General features: G+C 41.9%; 17 protein-coding genes, 1 tRNA gene, 2 rRNA genes, 1 other RNA gene and 1 other annotated feature. Of the genes, 16 read left to right on the plus strand and 5 right to left on the minus strand.

The window, feature by feature from the left end; translation table 11 throughout:
• Positions 1–99 (plus strand): 5S ribosomal RNA (gene rrf, locus HC179_RS16710); the annotation flags it as partial.
• Between the two features lie 83 nt (positions 100–182).
• Positions 183–377 (plus strand): hypothetical protein, encoded by a 195-nt coding sequence (locus HC179_RS16715; RefSeq protein ID WP_168865348.1) that lies wholly within the window; start codon positions 183–185, stop codon positions 375–377.
• A 247-nt stretch (positions 378–624) separates the two neighbouring features.
• Here the strand turns inward: HC179_RS16715 and HC179_RS16720 are convergent, their stop codons facing one another.
• Positions 625–1,593, minus strand: coding sequence for a YaaC family protein (locus HC179_RS16720; RefSeq protein WP_168865349.1), 969 nt, complete (start codon positions 1,591–1,593; stop codon positions 625–627).
• A gap of 140 nt (positions 1,594–1,733) precedes the next feature.
• Between HC179_RS16720 and guaB the strand changes: the two genes are divergently transcribed.
• The 6 genes from guaB (at position 1,734) to HC179_RS16750 (ending at position 8,451) form a co-directional block, all read left to right on the plus strand.
• Complete coding sequence (guaB, locus tag HC179_RS16725; RefSeq protein ID WP_168865350.1) at positions 1,734–3,197, plus strand: IMP dehydrogenase; 1,464 nt, start codon at positions 1,734–1,736, stop codon at positions 3,195–3,197.
• Positions 3,198–3,327: 130 nt separating this feature from the next.
• The gene (locus HC179_RS16730; protein ID WP_168865351.1) at positions 3,328–4,689 is read left to right on the plus strand and encodes a D-alanyl-D-alanine carboxypeptidase family protein; all 1,362 of its coding nucleotides are present in this window, start codon (positions 3,328–3,330) and stop codon (positions 4,687–4,689) included.
• Between the two features lie 285 nt (positions 4,690–4,974).
• Positions 4,975–5,862, plus strand: coding sequence for a pyridoxal 5'-phosphate synthase lyase subunit PdxS (gene pdxS / locus HC179_RS16735; protein ID WP_148990338.1), 888 nt, complete (start codon positions 4,975–4,977; stop codon positions 5,860–5,862).
• An 18-nt stretch (positions 5,863–5,880) separates the two neighbouring features.
• Positions 5,881–6,456 (plus strand): pyridoxal 5'-phosphate synthase glutaminase subunit PdxT, encoded by a 576-nt coding sequence (gene pdxT / locus HC179_RS16740; RefSeq protein WP_168865352.1) that lies wholly within the window; start codon positions 5,881–5,883, stop codon positions 6,454–6,456.
• A 64-nt stretch (positions 6,457–6,520) separates the two neighbouring features.
• Positions 6,521–6,757, plus strand: a binding site (T-box leader).
• Between the two features lie 227 nt (positions 6,758–6,984).
• Positions 6,985–8,262, plus strand: a complete 1,278-nt coding sequence (gene serS / locus HC179_RS16745; protein ID WP_168865353.1) for a serine--tRNA ligase — start codon at positions 6,985–6,987, stop codon at positions 8,260–8,262.
• Positions 8,263–8,358: 96 nt separating this feature from the next.
• Positions 8,359–8,451, plus strand: a tRNA-Ser gene (locus HC179_RS16750).
• Positions 8,452–8,696: 245 nt separating this feature from the next.
• Here the strand turns inward: HC179_RS16750 and HC179_RS16755 are convergent.
• The 4 genes from HC179_RS16755 to HC179_RS16770 form a co-directional block, all read right to left on the minus strand.
• Positions 8,697–9,365, minus strand: coding sequence for a deoxynucleoside kinase (locus HC179_RS16755; protein WP_060667146.1), 669 nt, complete (start codon positions 9,363–9,365; stop codon positions 8,697–8,699).
• The gene (locus HC179_RS16760) at positions 9,365–10,003 is read right to left on the minus strand and encodes a deoxynucleoside kinase (protein WP_168865354.1); all 639 of its coding nucleotides are present in this window, start codon (positions 10,001–10,003) and stop codon (positions 9,365–9,367) included. Before HC179_RS16760 ends, HC179_RS16755 begins: the two co-directional genes overlap by 1 nt.
• Before the next feature lie 136 nt (positions 10,004–10,139).
• The gene (locus HC179_RS16765) at positions 10,140–11,450 is read right to left on the minus strand and encodes a glycoside hydrolase family 18 protein (RefSeq protein WP_168865355.1); all 1,311 of its coding nucleotides are present in this window, start codon (positions 11,448–11,450) and stop codon (positions 10,140–10,142) included.
• A gap of 67 nt (positions 11,451–11,517) precedes the next feature.
• Positions 11,518–12,060, minus strand: coding sequence for a cysteine hydrolase family protein (locus HC179_RS16770; RefSeq protein ID WP_168865356.1), 543 nt, complete (start codon positions 12,058–12,060; stop codon positions 11,518–11,520).
• Positions 12,061–12,145: 85 nt separating this feature from the next.
• Between HC179_RS16770 and tadA the strand changes: the two genes are divergently transcribed.
• The 8 genes from tadA to HC179_RS16810 all read left to right on the plus strand — a co-directional run.
• On the plus strand, positions 12,146–12,634 hold the full coding sequence (tadA, locus tag HC179_RS16775; RefSeq protein WP_168865357.1) for a tRNA adenosine(34) deaminase TadA: 489 nt from the start codon (positions 12,146–12,148) through the stop codon (positions 12,632–12,634).
• 98 nt (positions 12,635–12,732) lie between these two features.
• An RNA gene (gene ffs / locus HC179_RS16780) (signal recognition particle sRNA large type) lies at positions 12,733–12,997 on the plus strand.
• Between the two features lie 308 nt (positions 12,998–13,305).
• Positions 13,306–14,997 carry a DNA polymerase III subunit gamma/tau gene (dnaX, locus tag HC179_RS16785; RefSeq protein WP_168865358.1) on the plus strand — a complete coding sequence of 564 codons (1,692 nt, stop codon included), beginning with the start codon at positions 13,306–13,308 and terminating at the stop codon, positions 14,995–14,997.
• 33 nt (positions 14,998–15,030) lie between these two features.
• Entirely contained in the window at positions 15,031–15,357 is a 327-nt protein-coding gene (locus tag HC179_RS16790) for a YbaB/EbfC family nucleoid-associated protein (RefSeq protein WP_148990353.1), read from the plus strand.
• Positions 15,358–15,367: 10 nt separating this feature from the next.
• A complete protein-coding gene (gene recR / locus HC179_RS16795) occupies positions 15,368–15,964 on the plus strand; it encodes a recombination mediator RecR (RefSeq protein WP_168865359.1) in 597 nt (198 codons plus the stop codon).
• Between the two features lie 58 nt (positions 15,965–16,022).
• The gene (locus HC179_RS16800; protein WP_168865360.1) at positions 16,023–16,235 is read left to right on the plus strand and encodes a YaaL family protein; all 213 of its coding nucleotides are present in this window, start codon (positions 16,023–16,025) and stop codon (positions 16,233–16,235) included.
• Between the two features lie 121 nt (positions 16,236–16,356).
• Positions 16,357–16,620 (plus strand): pro-sigmaK processing inhibitor BofA family protein, encoded by a 264-nt coding sequence (locus HC179_RS16805; RefSeq protein ID WP_168865361.1) that lies wholly within the window; start codon positions 16,357–16,359, stop codon positions 16,618–16,620.
• Positions 16,621–16,965: 345 nt separating this feature from the next.
• A 16S ribosomal RNA gene (locus tag HC179_RS16810) occupies positions 16,966–17,263 on the plus strand; the annotation flags it as partial.

Consider the following 17,263-nt stretch of genomic DNA (forward strand, 5'->3'; position numbering starts at 1 on the left):
GAGGTCACACCCGTTCCCATACCGAACACGGAAGTTAAGCTCTTCAGCGCCGATGGTAGTTGGGGGATCTCCCCCTGTGAGAGTAGGACGTTGCCAGGCAAATTTATAAGAAACCAGTGCTTATTAACTTAGGCGCTGGTTTTTTGTGTGTTTTCATTGTTGGAGAAATTGGTGGTGGAACAATGACAAAATCCTTTGGAAAGGGGAGGAGGCAGAACGGTGCCAAAAAACAAGAAACGGAGACAACTTTGTTACGGTTTAGTAAATATGCATATGTGATGACTGAAGTGGAACCCATGACCATCGTTTGGATGAAGACACTTTGGAGGGGGAGTTTTCATGGAGAATGTCTTCATAGAGGTTTTAAGGATATATAGGAGTAGAGAATTGCATCTTAGAGGTCTTAACCACTGTTATAAAGCACTTCAGTAACAGAAATCCCTAACCCAGAAGTTTTGACCCCCGCTATAAAGACCATCTAACATAATATTCCCCATCACAGAGGTCTTCACAGCTAATTTTAAAGACCTCTAACGTAAAATACCCGGCCGCCCGCTGTCATAAAAGGCACCAACATTTTTATCAGAGGAACAAGCAATACCCCCTCCAATACCCCCTATGCCCCTATACCTCACAATCAATTCCAAACGTACTAAACAAATACCCATGCAAGTAAAAAGGAATTTTTACCGTCGCTACATTAAGAAAGTGATTAATGAGAGATAAATCACTGCTGTTAAAAGTATGCAGCAGCTCACCCCACCATTCTGTTTCATACCGGCAGATCATGCTTAAATTATATAGAAGTAGGTAGTGGGAAAGTATTTCAGGAAAAAAGGTTAACTGTTCTTTTTTTCTTGGAATGTACAGGGTGCTTTTTTCATGGTTGTATAACAAAGGTGAGTAATGACATGATCTCGGTTGTTTGGTTTCATTAAAATGAAAAGCTTCTTCTTTCATGGAGTCATACACAAAAGAAGTCTGTTTTTGAAAATGCTGTATGAAACGGTCTTTGGTCATTTTATAATCATCTAAAATGGATTGTGGCACCTGAATGAATGAATCCCCCACCTTTCCAACTGCTAAAAATGGGGATTTATTTTTGGTAATTTTTATGCTTGTTTCAAGTTCGGGAATGGAGAACAGTAAATCCCTCATGGAATACTTTGTTCCTTCTATTTGTTTCACATGGAACATTTTGTCGCTAAAGTGCGAAAAGAGTCCGTTTTTCTGGACTTTTACTTCATCTTGTAGAAATTCATAGCTTTGTTTTTTACGTTTTCTAGTGGAAACACCATGTGCTAAAACAGATGTGGATTCCGGATAGCAAGGATCGACAGTTAATAAACAGGCCTTGATTAGTTGAACCATTCCATAAAACATGAGCACAGGTCTTATGGACGTAGGAGTATTGCTGGATTGCTGAAGATATGTCAATCCATGCTCCACATAGTAAATAAAACTATACGCATTGTTATAGCTTTTTTGTTCGAATTGATCTATTTGATGCTTTTGGTAACAGGCCTTGAGGAGTTTCTGCGCGGTTTCAACGGATTGAAATGGGTAAAATAAGTGTAAGTATGGAGCAGTCAAAGAATCCACGTCCTTATAATAAATAGTATAGTTAGAATAATTAGAAAAAATAAACTTATGTTACCGTCCTTGACAGTATTTTGTCCAGTTGATACTCTACTATAAATATTATCGAGTTTAAGAAGGGGGAAAATTTTGTCATGTGGGAAAATAAATTTGCTAAAGAAGGCTTAACATTTGATGATGTTCTTTTGGTTCCATCCAAATCTGAGGTTTTACCAAGGGATGTAGATTTGAAAGTAAAGTTGACAGAAACATTGCAACTAAACATTCCAATTATTAGTGCAGGGATGGATACAGTAACAGAAGCAGAGATGGCGATTGCGATGGCTCGTCAAGGAGGCTTAGGAATTATTCATAAGAACATGTCCATTGAACAGCAGGCGGAACAAGTAGATAAGGTGAAGCGCTCTGAACGTGGCGTTATTACTGATCCGTTCTTCTTAACACCTGAGCATCAAGTGTTTGATGCGGAGCACCTGATGGGAAAATACAGAATTTCCGGTGTTCCAATCGTCAATAACAACGAGGAGCTCAAACTTGTTGGTATCCTGACAAACCGTGATCTGCGATTCATTCAGGATTTCTCTATTCCCATTTCAGATGTCATGACAAAAGAAAACCTTGTAACGGCTTCCGTAGGAACAACCTTAGAGGAAGCAGAGAGTATTCTGCAAAAGTATAAAATTGAAAAGCTCCCACTTGTAGATGAAGCTGGAGTATTAAAAGGGCTTATTACCATTAAAGATATAGAAAAAGTTATTGAGTTTCCACACTCTGCTAAAGATAACCAAGGGCGTCTTTTAGTTGGTGCAGCAGTGGGCGTAACAGGGGATACAATGCTTCGAGTTGAGAAGCTGGTACAAAAAAGCGTGGATGCAATCGTAGTGGATACAGCACATGGTCATTCTCAAGGTGTCCTTGATACGGTAAGAAAAATCAGAGACAAATATCCAAACTTAAACATTATTGCTGGGAATGTTGCAACAGCAGAAGCTACACGAGATTTAGTGGAAGCTGGAGCGAATGTAGTGAAGGTAGGTATTGGGCCGGGCTCCATTTGTACGACTCGAGTAGTGGCCGGTGTCGGAGTACCGCAAATCACTGCAGTGTATGATTGCGCAACAGAGGCACGTAAGCTTGGAGTTTCCATCATTGCAGATGGCGGCATTAAGTATTCCGGTGACATTGTAAAAGCTCTTGCTGCTGGTGGACATGCTGTTATGCTCGGTAGTATGTTGGGAGGTACTTCTGAAAGCCCTGGAGAAACAGAAATCTTCCAAGGCAGACGCTTTAAAGTGTACCGCGGCATGGGTTCTGTTGGAGCGATGGAAAAAGGAAGTAAAGATCGCTATTTCCAAGAAGATAATAAAAAGTTTGTACCAGAAGGAATTGAAGGGCGCATTGCTTATAAAGGACCTGTTGCAGACACTATTTACCAAATGGTTGGCGGCCTGCGTTCCGGCATGGGGTATTGCGGTACAAAAGACTTACAAGCATTAAGAGAAAATGCACAATTTGTGAAAATGACGGGAGCAGGGCTTCGTGAAAGTCATCCGCATGATGTCCAAATCACAAAAGAATCCCCTAATTATTCCGTTTAAGTAAGTTGTCATAGGAGTTTAGTCTTATAAACTGACAGAGAAAGAAGTGGTCTTTCTCTGTCTATTTTTTTTGAACATAGTGTGTTAAAATAACGACTATGTGAAAAAAATCTGTGGAGGGTATTTAATTGTGACAAAGAAAAACTTTCAACGTGTTATTGCTAGTTTACTAACCATTGCGCTGTTAACAACAATTTTTTCAATACAGGATGTAAAAGCAGAGGATAACAATCCTCATTTAGATATAAATGCTGAAGCTGCGTTACTTCTTGAACAAAGCACAGGGAAAATTATTTACCAAAAGAATATTGATACCATTCTTGGTATCGCTAGTATGACAAAAATGATGAGTGAATACTTAATTCTTGAAGCAATTAGCGAAGGAAAACTATCACCAGATGATCAATACAATGTAAATGAGTACGTTTGGACTATTTCTCAGGACCGCAGCCTTTCCAACGTTCCTCTACGCAGAGATGGTACTTATAATGTCCAGGAGCTATATGAAGCGATGGCTATCTATTCAGCAAACGGGGCAACCATTGCTTTGGCAGAGATGGTTGCAGGCACTGAGGCTGAATTTGTAAAAATGATGAATGAAAAAGCAGAAGAGTTAGGTTTAGAGGACTACAAATTTGTTAACTCTACTGGATTGAACAATAGAGACCTTTATGGTATGCATCCGGATGGAACTGGTGCAGAAGAAGAGAATATGATGTCTGCTCGTGCTACAGCAAAATTGGCTTATCATCTATTAAAAGATTTCCCTGAGATCCTTGATACCGCTAGTATCCCTAAAAAGGTTTTCAGAGAAGGTACAGACGATGAAATCTATATGTCCAATTGGAACTGGATGCTTCCTGGTCTAGTTTCTGAATACGAAGGCGTAGACGGATTGAAAACTGGTTTTACCGATTTTGCCGGGTACAACTTTACAGGAACTATTGAAAAGAATGGAATGAGATTTATTTCCGTGGTAATGAATGCCAAAAATGCGAATGGCCAGCCACAAGACACCGCGCGATTTGCAGAAACTAGAAAACTATTTGACTATGGGTATGCAAACTACTCTGTTGAAGAGATTTTTCCGGCTAACTATCAGATTGATGAGAACTCTAATTTGAAAGTAGTAAAAGGGAAAGAAAAGCAAGTCGAAGTGGAAACTAGTGAAGCAATGAAGGTTTTAGTTAAACGTGGGGAAGAGGAAAACTTTGAACCATTGTATGAATTTGATGAAAAAGTTGTATCTGAAGAAGAGGGTATTACAGCACCTTTTGAAAAAGGTACAAAAGTTGGTCATATGACGATTAACTATACAGGGGAAGAGGAAAATCTTGGTTATCTGTTAGAGGGACAAGGTCCTAAGGTTGACCTAGTAACAAAAGAAGGCGTGGAAAAAGCAAACTGGTTTGTATTATCCATGCGTGCAGTTGGCGGATTCTTCTCTGATCTTTGGTCCACAGTAGCTGGAGCGGTTAAAGGATTATTTTAAATGAATGAATGAAAAATGCTTGAAGGCCCATCTTCACAGAGGATGGACTTTCAGGCATTTTCCTTATAGACGACTTGTGGGTAATTTCGTTGAACGGGGAAATACTACAACAAGTAGGAAGGTTTCTTAAAAGCCGAATCTTTCTAAATAGTGGTAGGTTAATCTTTCGATATTTTATTAGGATTTTTCTAAAATTTAAGGTAAAATAAAGAGCGTGTTAGTAAATTATATGGACTTGCTCCATTTTATGAAAAAATTATTTTATACATATTGGGGGACTTAACGATGACACATCAAACAGGTACTGATCGTGTAAAACGTGGAATGGCAGAAATGCAAAAAGGCGGCGTCATCATGGACGTTGTTAATGCTGAACAGGCGAAAATTGCAGAAGAGGCTGGAGCAGTTGCTGTAATGGCATTAGAACGAGTACCTGCTGATATCCGTGCAGCTGGTGGAGTTGCTCGTATGGCAGATCCAACTATTGTGGAAGAAGTAATGAAAGCTGTATCTATCCCAGTAATGGCTAAAGCTCGTATTGGTCATATTGTGGAAGCTCGCGTATTGGAAGCAATGGGTGTGGACTATATCGATGAGAGTGAAGTATTGACTCCAGCGGATGAGGAATACCACTTAGATAAGCGTCAGTACAAAGTGCCTTTCGTTTGTGGGTGTCGTGACCTTGGAGAGGCTGCACGCCGTATCGGTGAAGGTGCTTCTATGCTTCGTACAAAAGGTGAGCCAGGAACAGGAAACATCGTGGAAGCGGTTCGTCACATCCGTAAAGTGAATGCACAAGTTCGCAAAGTAGTAGGAATGAACGAAGATGAGTTGATGACAGAAGCAAAGCTATTAGGTGCTCCTTTTGAGCTACTTCTTGAAATCAAGCGTACTGGTAAACTTCCAGTAGTTAACTTCGCAGCAGGCGGAATTGCGACTCCAGCTGATGCAGCGTTGATGATGCAATTAGGTTCTGACGGGGTATTTGTTGGATCTGGTATCTTCAAATCCGAAAACCCTGCGAAATTTGCTCGTGCTATCGTGGAAGCGACTACTCATTACGAAGATTATGAACTAATTGCAAGCCTGTCCAAAGGATTGGGTACAGCGATGAAAGGCATCGAAATTTCTACACTATTACCTGAAAATCGCATGCAAGAGCGTGGTTGGTAAGTAAAGGAGTTTTAACGTATGGTGAAAGTTGGGGTCTTAGGACTTCAAGGTGCAGTTCGGGAGCATGTTAGATCCATTGAAGCATCTGGAGCAGAAGCAATTGTAATAAAAAGAGCAGAACAGCTTTCAGAAATAGACGGCTTGATCATACCGGGTGGCGAAAGCACGACGATGCGCCGACTGATTGATAAGTATTCATTCATGGAGCCATTGCGCAAATTTGGTGCAAGCGGCAAGCCTGTATTTGGTACATGTGCCGGTCTGATTTTGATTGCAAATGAGATAGTTGGCTACGATGAGCCGCACTTGGCATTTATGGATGCGAAGGTGGAGCGTAACTCATTTGGACGCCAGGTGGACAGCTTTGAAGCAGAACTGGACATAGCAGGGATAGCAGAAGATTTCATCGGCGTATTCATCCGTGCTCCGCATATTGTGGAAGTGGGAGAAGATGTTGAGGTTCTTTGTAAGCATAACGGCCGTATCGTGGCTGCTCGTCAAGGGCAGTTCCTAGGCTGTTCGTTCCATCCAGAATTGACGGATGACCACCGTATTACTCAGTATTTCGTCAATATGGTGAAAGAGTCTAAATAAATGTGGGTATAAAACTATTGCAAGTATGAGAAACTTGTAGTAGATTATCTAATAAGAAAATATTGTTAAAGCGTTGATAGGAAAAAGTAGCAGGGTGCACATACTTTTAGAGAGTCGGTGGTTGGTGCGAACCGATGTATGACATCTGCGAATCCATCCTTGAGCACTTGGCCGAATTGCCGTTATTGGCATAGTAAGTCAAATCGGTAAGATTATTACCGTTATCGAATGAAGTGGGAAAAGGCGTTTGGTCTTTTTCAACAAGGGTGGCAACACGGGAATATAAACTCTCGTCCCTATTTAGGGGACGGGGGTTTTTTGTGTTCTCGGGATTTCTGCGGAACTCCCTGTTGATCTCCGTTCCAGGTATTCGCTTTCCGCGGGGCGTGTGCTTGAGCCTCCTCATTTCATTGCGGGGTCTCAACCTACCGCTGCCTCCCGCCGGAGTCTCATACCTTGCACTACAATCACCAGGGGGATATCCCTACTTATTTGTTATATAAGAAAAATAAAAAGGAGGAATAAGACATGTTGGATTTAAAGTTATTGCGTGCGAATTTCGAGGAGATAAAGGGTAAGCTTCAGCATAGAGGAGAAGACTTGTCTGATTTGGACCGCTTTGAAGAGCTGGATGCGAAAAGAAGAGATCTTCTTGTTCAAACGGAGCAATTGAAAAGCAAGCGTAATGAAGTTTCTCAGCAGATTGCGGCCATGAAACGCGAAAAGCAGGATGCGGATCACCTGATTAAGGAAATGCGTGAAGTAGGAGACAATGTAAAGGAATTGGATGAGGAATTAAGAGGAGTGGAAGAAGCACTTGAGCTATTACTACTATCTATTCCTAACATCCCTCATGAAAGTGTTCCTGTTGGGGAAACGGAGGACGACAATGTCGAGGTCCGTAAATGGGGCGAGGTTCCAAATTTCGGCTTTGAAGCGAAAGCTCATTGGGATATCGCGGATGAGCTTGGTATTTTAGATTTTGAACGAGCAGGTAAAGTAACTGGAAGCCGATTTGTATTCTACCGTGGCTTAGGAGCGAGACTTGAGAGAGCATTATTCAACTTCATGTTAGACTTACATGTAGATGAACATGGTTATACAGAAGTGCTACCGCCATATTTGGTGAACCGTGCGAGCATGACCGGGACAGGGCAGCTGCCTAAGTTTGAAGAAGATGCTTTCTTGATTGAAAAAGAAGACTACTTCTTGGTTCCCACAGCAGAGGTTCCCATTACAAATATGCACCGTGAAGAGATCTTAAGTGGCGACCAGCTGCCGATTAATTATGCGGCATTCAGTGCTTGCTTCCGTTCTGAGGCAGGATCTGCTGGTCGTGATACACGTGGATTGATTCGTCAGCATCAATTCAATAAAGTGGAGCTTGTGAAATTTGTAAAGCCGGAAGAATCTTATGAAGAGCTGGAGAAATTGACAGGTAATGCGGAGAAAGTATTGCAGTTGCTTGGACTTCCTTACCGTGTGTTGAGCATGTGTACAGCAGATTTAGGATTCACTGCAGCTAAGAAATATGACATTGAAGTGTGGATTCCAAGTGCAGAAACATACCGAGAAATTTCTTCTTGCAGTAACTTTGAGAGCTTCCAGGCTCGTCGCGCAAACATCCGTTTTCGTCGCGATCCAAAAGGTAAGCCAGAGCATGTGCATACATTGAACGGTTCTGGACTTGCAATTGGACGTACAGTGGCAGCCATCATTGAAAATTATCAGCAGGAAGATGGTTCTGTTGTAATTCCGGAAGTTTTACGTCCTTACATGGGTGGCAAAGAAATTTTGACTAAATAGTGAACAATGGAAGGATAGGGTGAAAAATCTCTATCCTTCTCTTGTATCGTGTTGACATCCTTTTTAGAAATATGATATATTACTTTTTGTCGATACGGAGGAATACCCAAGTCCGGCTGAAGGGATCGGTCTTGAAAACCGACAGGGGTGTCAAAGCCCGCGGGGGTTCGAATCCCTCTTCCTCCGCCATTGATTTTTAAAAAAGGTTTTTACCAATAGCGCATAAACTGGAGTATGTTCGTTACATTATGGAGAAGTAACGACTTTTTTATTGCCTGAGATGAAGCGACGTCATCTTTTGGCAATCTGTAAGCTGCCCGTCTGGGGTGGCTTATTTTTTTTGAAAAGGCTCTGTTAAACACCGCTGTTGATTTCCGCACTAGGGTTTACAAAAAAGACCGGGGCAAATAGCCTCGGTCTTTTGTATGTTTCATTTATTTTTTTAATAGCTGTGATTGTTTCATGTGATGGGAGATCTTTTCGATGATTGGTTCGATGGAATCCCCATTGCTTAGCACGTCGTATTCGTTGATGTTCAGGCGCAATACCGGGCACGCGTGGAAGTTGTTGATCCATCGTTCGTAGCGCTCATGCATTTCCTCCCAATACGATATCGGAGTCTGCTGCTCCATCGGGCGTCCACGTTCTTGGATGCGGCCAAGGATATCATCCAGGCTACCTTCCAAATAAATTAAAAGGTCAGGATGAGGGAAGTACGGTGTCATCACCATCGCTTCGAACAGGCTGGTGTACGTATCATAGTCGACCTGTGTCATTGTCCCTTTCTCATAATGCATGTTGGCAAAGATGCCAGTGTCTTCATAAATAGAGCGGTCTTGAATGAAGCCGCCGCCATATTCAAAGATTTTTTTCTGATCTTTAAAACGTTCTGCCAGAAAGTAAATTTGTAAATGAAAGCTCCAACGCTCAAAATCAGCGTAAAATTTATCTAAGTATGGATTGGTGTCTACTTTTTCAAAAGATGTACGAAAGCCAAGGGCGTTTGCCAAAGCATTCGTCATCGTAGATTTACCGACTCCCACTGTTCCAGCAATCGTAATGACCGCGTTTGAGGGAATGCCGTATTTTTGACGTAAATTCATTATACGTTAACTCCTTTATTCAAGGTATCTTTCAACTGTTGAAAAATACGCTGTAGATCTTCATCTCGTTGTACAAAATCAACCTCGTCTCCGTTAAAGCGAAGGATTGGCAAGGAAGGGTATTGCTCTTCAAGGCGATCCATTTCTTCATCATAATCAAGACTTAACTGTTGAAGGTATAAAGGATCTATTTTCTTTTCGATATCACGGCCACGCTTTTCAATTCTTGTTAGTAGCGTGTCCAGACTTGCATTTAAATAAATGATGACATTTGATTTTGGCATGTCTTCCGTTAAAATATCGTATATTTTAAGGTATTTATCGTACTGCTTGTCCTTTAGTGTGCGTTTAGCGAAAATAAGGTTTTTTAGGATATGATAATCAGCCACTACCGGTTTGTGTTGCTTTAGGTGGTGTTGATCAATGTCTTCTAGTTGTTTGTATCTATTACATAGGAAAAACATTTCTGTTTGGAAACTCCACTCGTCGATGTTCTCGTAGAATTTTCCCAGGAACGGATTTTCGTCTACTATTTCTTTTAATAATTGATATTGGAACTCTTCTGCAATTTTTTTTGCAAGTGAGGTCTTTCCAACACCAATGGGTCCTTCGACTGTTATAAATGGTGTTGCTTGCACCAGGATGCCCCCTTTGATAAGCATGTGACTACATCAATTTTTTGACAGACAATAATTATTCTATCACAGATATGGGGCTTGTGGAGGAACAATTTGAGAGAGGTTGGATAGATAAGGACTGGGATTACCCCAGTCCTTAGTAGTAGTAATAGTAACGTTCGGTTGGATTTTTTACGACGTTGAAGTTATCGGTGATCAGAAGCCAGTTTTGTGGAAAAGGTAGACCTAGTTTCCAATAGCTGATACCTCGTAAGTTAAGTTCTTTTATGAGGTCAAATTTTGCCTGTATGGATCTAGCGTCTTCAAACCAGACTTCATGTTCCTTGCCTTCCTTTGTATAGTTAAAGTGGGGAGCCTGTGCCTCTTCATCATAAGAAATAGCAACATTGTTGTTAGCAGCAAGTTCGATAGCAGCTTGTGGGCTTATCGCTTTTGCAAATTCTCCGCCTTGGACAAAGGGAAGTGTCCAGTCATAACCATAGAGATTTTGGCCCATCATAATTTTTTCACTTGGCATTTCCGTGATAGCATACTCCAACACTTCTCGAACAGGTCCAATTGGAGAAACTGCCATTGGTGGACCTCCGCTATATCCCCACTCATACGTCATAATGACGACGAAATCGACAATTTCTCCATGTGTTTTATAGTCATGGGCCTCATACCACTTTCCTTTTTGATCGGCTTTTGTTTTGGGAGCGAGGGCGGTGGAAATGAGCCACCCTTCCTTTTTAAACCGATCCCTGGCTTTTCGTAAAAAGGTATTGTAAGCTTCCTTATCTACAGGTCGTAAATATTCAAAGTCAAAATGAATGTCTTTAAAATTATATTTTTTGGCAGTGGCAACGACATTATCCAGGAATTTGTTTTGGACCTTCATGTCTGTTAAGATGATGCGACCAAGCTCGTCACTGAATCCGTCCTCTTCTAAATTGGTAAGCACCATCATCAAGATGACATTGTCTTCTCCAGCAATGGCAGGCAGATTTGTCAGTGGTGGTTCCTTCAGTGATCCGTCCCTCAGGACTTGAAAGCTAAACGGGGCAAGATAGGTTAAATAGGGTGCGGCATTACGTGAACTTTGTTGCAGTTCTTCTGATACTGTGTTTCCGCGTGGCTCCACATACGCGTTAATCTCCGCTTCTCGTTTTGGTTGGGGAGGAATATAAAGGCGTAGCCCTACGCGTAGTGGGGTGGCAGGATTCAATTGGTTTATTTCAATCAACTGTTCAGGTGTGGTATTGTACCTTCTTGCTATGGAAAAAATGGAATCTCCTTGCTGGACAAAATAAAAACGCCCCACAATGGGGATCACCAGTGCCTGGCCGACAACAAGCCTATCAGGGTTGGGAAGATCGTTCGCTTCAATAATATCCTGTGGCGTTGTGGCGTATGCCTGTGCAATCCCGGTGAGTGTCTGTCCCTGACTTACGACATGAATTTGCATGGTTCGTCCCTCCTATTCATTATCCTTTACCAATGTATGAATGGGTGGGAGGATTCATGCAAGCAACCTACTGTTGGTTGAGAAACTTCGTTGTTGGGCTTACATCCGCCTTCAGCACATTTTCCATCATGCGTAATGCGTACGTATGATCGTCCTCATCTGCACAAGCGATGGCATCACTGGGTATGATTAGCTCAAACTCTCGCATGTAAGCGTCATTTGCTGTAAAAAGAACACATATATTTCCTGCGAGTCCTGTAAGAATCAATTTTTTTATATGGAGTTGGGAGAGTAACGTATGCAATGCTGTCCCAAAGAAGGCGGAATGCTTAGGCTTAATGAGAAAAAAGTCATCACCACTGGGATATAATGCTTGCATGATTGGTTCGCTCCATTTGTTCGAGCATTTATCAATGATTTTATCGTAATCAGCCTGCCATAAGTTATAATGGTCATTAATATAGATAACCGGAAGTTCTTCCTTGTGCATGTATTCCTTGATTGCTTTAATATTAGGAACGATCCTGGATGTTTTTTCTGCCAAGATACTTCCGTGCTTAAATTGAAAATCGTTGATTATATCAATAATTAAAAGAGCGGTTTGTTTCATTATGTAAAATCACCTCGTAGAGATTAGTCTATGGAAAAGAGGTGGAGAATATAAATATGCAAGGAAAAGAAGGGGAAGGTCCAAAATGCAAGATGAACATTTTATGATGTTGGCGATAGAAGAGGCGAAAAAAGCGGAGGCACTTAAAGAGGTTCCAATTGGTGCTGTTCTTGTTCATGATGGAAAAGTCATAGCAAAGGGATATAATCTCAGGGAAACCACCCAAAGGTCGATTACACATGCAGAAATCATGGTGATTGATAAAGCGTGTGAAGCCTTGCAAACATGGCGGTTAGAGGAAGCGATCCTTTATGTCACGTTGGAACCGTGTCCCATGTGTGCAGGAGCGATCATCCAATCACGAATCAAAAAAGTGGTATACGGGGCCAATGATCCAAAAGCGGGATGTGCAGGGACCCTCATGAATATCTTGCAAGATGAGCGCTTTAATCACCAGACAGAAGTGGTGAGTGGTATAATGGAAGAAGAATGTGGCGAACTGCTGTCCTCTTTTTTCAGGAAGCTTCGTCAGCAAAAAAAAGAGAAGAAGCAACTTCGGGAGTCTAACTCCTAATAATTTACAGCATCGGACGGTTGCATTTTTTTCACTTACCCGTTATACTAAATTATGCGTCGAGTTAATGACGCAACCAACTTATGGTTTTAATTTTGTCGTGCTAAGCGGGGAGGTAGCGGTGCCCTGAACTCGCAATCCGCTCTAGCGAGGCTGAATCCCTTCTCGAGGTTAGTAGACTGTAGGGTCTGCCTCAAGTAAGTGGTGTTGACACCTGGGTCCTGCGCAATGGGAACCCGTGAACCATGTCAGGTCCGGAAGGAAGCAGCATTAAGCGGACTCTCTCATGTGCCGCAGGGTTGCCTGGGTCGAGCTAACTGCTTGAGTAACGCTTATGGTGACTAATCGACAGAAGGTGCACGGCAGTTTAATAATACTAATCAAACTCACTCCAATTTCTGGGGTGAGTTTTTTCATGTTTAAAATGTTAAACAGATTAGTGGATTGGAGCGGAAGGCACTTGACTCCGGCGGTAGGTAGCGGTAGGTTGAGACCCCACAGGCTAAGCCGAGGAGGCACAAGCATAGCCCCGCGGAAAGCGAGTGCCTGCAGCGGAAAGAAACGGTCAATCTATAGAGGCGATTAATAATGATAGACATGGAACAAACATTTTATTTTCCACAAGCCATACGGTATAATGGAAGAGGATAAAAAAGAAGGAGGGCATATTGGTGGCATATCAAGCTTTATATCGTGTTTTTCGACCACAAACCTTTGCAGATGTAGTGGGACAAGAACATATAACCAAAACCTTACAAAACGCCCTGCTTCAACAAAAGTTTTCTCACGCCTACTTGTTCTCCGGTCCAAGAGGAACAGGAAAAACAAGTGCGGCAAAAATACTAGCAAAAGCAGTAAACTGCGAACATGCACCAGTTGCGGAACCATGCAACGAATGTTCCGCCTGTAAAGGAATAACGGACGGTTCAATATCTGATGTCATTGAAATAGATGCAGCTTCCAATAATGGAGTAGACGAGATCCGAGACATTCGCGACAAAGTCAAATATGCTCCAAGTTCTGTAAAATATAAAGTATACATCATTGATGAAGTACATATGCTTTCCATCGGTGCGTTTAATGCCTTACTCAAAACGTTAGAAGAACCACCGAAGCACGTAATCTTTATATTGGCTACAACCGAACCCCACAAGATCCCACTGACCATCATCTCGCGTTGTCAGCGCTTTGATTTCAAAAGGATAACAGGGGAGTCAATTGTCGGCAGGCTTTCTACTGTTTTACAAGCACAAGAAATAGAAGCAGAGTCCCAAGCATTGGCTATCATTGCCCGAGCGGCAGAAGGCGGGATGCGTGATGCCCTCAGTTTGATGGATCAAGCCATTTCTTTTAGCAGTGGTTCGCTAACTGTACAAGATGCACTGGCCATAACGGGCTCTGTTTCGCAAAGCTTTATGACAGATATCGTAAACGGCCTGTATCACAAAAACGTGGCACAGGCGCTAGATTCCCTGGATCAGGTTTTCCAATCAGGTAAAGATCCTGCAAGGTTTCTGGAAGATCTTATTTTCTATTACCGGGATATGCTCCTATATAAGACGGCACCAAATTTGGAACAAATTTTGGACAGAGTACAGGTGGATGAAGCTTTTCAACGGTTTGCAGAAGAAATCCCTGCAGAAACAATCTATGAGACAATCGATATTCTGAATAAGAGCCAACAGGAAATGAAGTGGACGAACCATCCGCGAATTTACCTAGAAGTAGCGATTGTGAAGCTATGTCAGCTTGAAGCCCAGGCTAAGGAATCGGCGAATCAAGATCAGGTAAATCTTTTGCAAAAGAAGATTGCTATGCTGGAGACTAAGGTGAAAGAGCTTGCGGCAGGAAATGCAGGGGGAGCGGCAAAAGCGAATGCACCAAGCAAGGCCCCTGCAAGAAGTGGCGGCGGATCCAGAAATGGGTTCAAGCCCGCAACAGGTCGAATTCAGGAAGTGCTGAAGCAGGCAACAAGAGGAGACTTGGAAAGCATCAAAGGCAGCTGGGCACAGTTGCTGGAGACACTTCGCAAGCAAAATAAAGTTTCCCATGCTGCATTATTGACGGACAGTGAACCTGTAGCTGCAGCAAGCAGTGCTTTTGTGTTAAAGTTTAAATATGAGATACATTGCAAGATGGCGTCAGATGAACCGGTGAAGCAAAACCTGGAACAAATCATTTTGGACCTTACCGGAAAATCTTATGACATGCTGGCCGTTCCAGAAGAAGAATGGCTGAAGATCCGAGAAGGCTTTATCCGCGGACAAAAAAATGATGAAGAGGGCAACGAAACCCAAGATGACCCATTCATTGAAGAAGCGAAGAAACTTGTCGGCCCTGATCTTGTAGAAATTAAAGAATAAATTATAAAAACATATTAGGAGGAATTTATTATGATGCGTGGCGGCGGAATGGGTAACATGCAAAAAATGATGAAACAAATGCAAAAGATGCAAAAGGATATGGCTAAAGCACAGGAAGAATTAGCTGAAAAGACAATGGAAGGTACAGCTGGTGGCGGAATGGTCACAGTAGTAGTTAATGGCCAAAAAGAGATCATCGAAGTAAATATCAAAGAAGAAGTAGTAGACCCGGAAGATATCGAAATGCTACAAGACTTAGTTCTAGCTGCTACAAACGATGCCCTTAAGAAAATGGATGAGCTGACAAATGATACAATGGGCCAATTCACTAAAGGGTTAAACATGCCAGGACTATTCTAGGAGGACCTTTATGCATTATCCTGAGCCTATATCAAAGCTGATTGACAGCTTTATGAAATTGCCAGGTATCGGCCCGAAAACGGCCGCTCGTCTGGCTTTTTTCGTACTTAACATGAAAGAAGATACCGTATTGGACTTTGCAAAAGCACTAGTGAATGCAAAGAGAAACCTTTCCTATTGCTCTGTTTGCGGACATATCACCGATAGGGATCCTTGCTATATTTGTGAGGATAATAGAAGAGACAAAACTGTTATCTGTGTGGTACAGGAAACAAAAGATGTTATTGCGATGGAAAAAATGCGGGACTATAACGGCCTCTACCATGTCCTTCACGGTGCAATATCCCCAATGGATGGAATCGGTCCGGAGGATATCAAAATACCTGAACTTATTAAACGATTACAAGATGATGAAGTCCAAGAACTCATCCTTGCAACCAACCCCAATATAGAAGGTGAAGCAACAGCTATGTATATTTCTAGGCTATTAAAACCATCAGGGATAAAAATGACCCGTATTGCTCATGGACTTCCTGTTGGAGGAGATCTAGAATATGCAGATGAAGTAACGTTATCAAAAGCCCTTGAAGGTAGAAGAGAAATATAAGTTTAGTTAAATGTAAGAAGACGATCCATGATCTCAGACAAAGGGGTTATCATCACCTATGTTTTTTCGAAAAAAAGACCGCTTAAAAAAACAGTATGATGCCAAATTGATGGAAACAACGGAAGATTGTAAGAATCGGTGGGCCAAACAAAAAAGTTTGGTAGATAAAAGCGTCGATCCTTCAGAAGAAGTCATCTGTCAATTAAAGATAGCAGAAGCAAAATACCTCTTCCTATTAAGGGAAGTCCGAACTCGTATGATAAAGAAGTAGCTGGGGAGATCCTTAGCTGCTTTTTTTTATGCCTTCTTAAACTTCTTATTCAAGTAGTGAGTTCTTAATTAAGGCTGTCATTCATATAGTTTAGTACAAGCTGGCAAGAGGAGGGGTTATGATGGAACCGTTACTAGTAATTGGAGTGATCTGTGGGTTGATCCTGCTTGTTCTATTGGTGGGGACACCGATAAAACCGTTGCGCTTTGCAGGCCAGGCGCTTATAAAGGTAATGATTGGTGCACTCTTTTTATTCTTTTTAAATGCATTCGGAAACTCAATGGGCATTCATGTACCGATTAATCCTGCTACCGCTGCAGTATCAGGTCTATTAGGGATACCAGGAGTAATATCATTAGTAATCATTCAGAAGTATATAGTATAAGAAGAAAAGTTTACGTGTCTTACATCCAATATGCTAAAAACAACGCCCTCCGAAAAAAAAAGAGGGTTTTTTTATTTTTTCGTTGACTTATCATTATTTAAAATGGTATATTATATTTCGTTGTCACAAACGACTACATACATGAATTGAAAATAACTTATAAAAAGTTGTTGACTTCACTTCAGGGTATGTGATAAGATAATAAAGTCGCTTCGAGAGAACGACGAAAAAGAGTTCTTTGAAAACTAAACAAAACAACAGCGTCATAACGTCGGTTCTACGGAATACGACCAAATGATTTTAAGTAACACAAGCTAGCAAATTTTGAGCAAAAGCTCAGACTCTTTATTGGAGAGTTTGCTCCTGGCTCAGGACGAACGCTGGCGGCGTGCCTAATACATGCAAGTCGAGCGGACCATTTAAAAGCTTGCTTTTGAAAGGCCAGCGGCGGACGGAGGCGTGACACGTGGGCAACCTGCATGTAAGACTGGGATAACTTCGGGACACCGGAGCTAATACCGGCTACTATAAGGAACCACCTGGTTCTTAATTGAAAGATGGTTTTGGCTATCACTTACAGATGGGCCCGCGGCGCACTCGCATGTTGCTGAGGTGACAGCCCAACCAGGCGACGATGAGTAGC

The sequence above is a fragment of the Bacillus sp. RO1 genome (assembly GCF_012524115.1).
Taxonomy (GTDB): domain Bacteria; phylum Bacillota; class Bacilli; order Bacillales; family Bacillaceae_I; genus Sutcliffiella_A.

What these genes read in the sequence shown, in the direction of transcription:
- HC179_RS16715 (WP_168865348.1), top strand. Translation starts at nt 183, where the DNA reads ATGACAAAATCCTTTGGAAAGGGGAGGAGGCAGAACGGTGCCAAAAAA.
- guaB (WP_168865350.1), top strand. Translation starts at nt 1,734, where the DNA reads ATGTGGGAAAATAAATTTGCTAAAGAAGGCTTAACATTTGATGATGTT.
- pdxS (WP_148990338.1), top strand. Translation starts at nt 4,975, where the DNA reads ATGACACATCAAACAGGTACTGATCGTGTAAAACGTGGAATGGCAGAA.
- pdxT (WP_168865352.1), top strand. Translation starts at nt 5,881, where the DNA reads ATGGTGAAAGTTGGGGTCTTAGGACTTCAAGGTGCAGTTCGGGAGCAT.
- serS (WP_168865353.1), top strand. Translation starts at nt 6,985, where the DNA reads ATGTTGGATTTAAAGTTATTGCGTGCGAATTTCGAGGAGATAAAGGGT.
- HC179_RS16755 (WP_060667146.1), bottom strand. Translation starts at nt 9,365, where the DNA reads ATGAATTTACGTCAAAAATACGGCATTCCCTCAAACGCGGTCATTACG.
- HC179_RS16765 (WP_168865355.1), bottom strand. Translation starts at nt 11,450, where the DNA reads ATGCAAATTCATGTCGTAAGTCAGGGACAGACACTCACCGGGATTGCA.
- HC179_RS16770 (WP_168865356.1), bottom strand. Translation starts at nt 12,060, where the DNA reads ATGAAACAAACCGCTCTTTTAATTATTGATATAATCAACGATTTTCAA.
- tadA (WP_168865357.1), top strand. Translation starts at nt 12,146, where the DNA reads ATGCAAGATGAACATTTTATGATGTTGGCGATAGAAGAGGCGAAAAAA.
- HC179_RS16790 (WP_148990353.1), top strand. Translation starts at nt 15,031, where the DNA reads ATGCGTGGCGGCGGAATGGGTAACATGCAAAAAATGATGAAACAAATG.
- recR (WP_168865359.1), top strand. Translation starts at nt 15,368, where the DNA reads ATGCATTATCCTGAGCCTATATCAAAGCTGATTGACAGCTTTATGAAA.
- HC179_RS16800 (WP_168865360.1), top strand. Translation starts at nt 16,023, where the DNA reads ATGTTTTTTCGAAAAAAAGACCGCTTAAAAAAACAGTATGATGCCAAA.
- HC179_RS16805 (WP_168865361.1), top strand. Translation starts at nt 16,357, where the DNA reads ATGGAACCGTTACTAGTAATTGGAGTGATCTGTGGGTTGATCCTGCTT.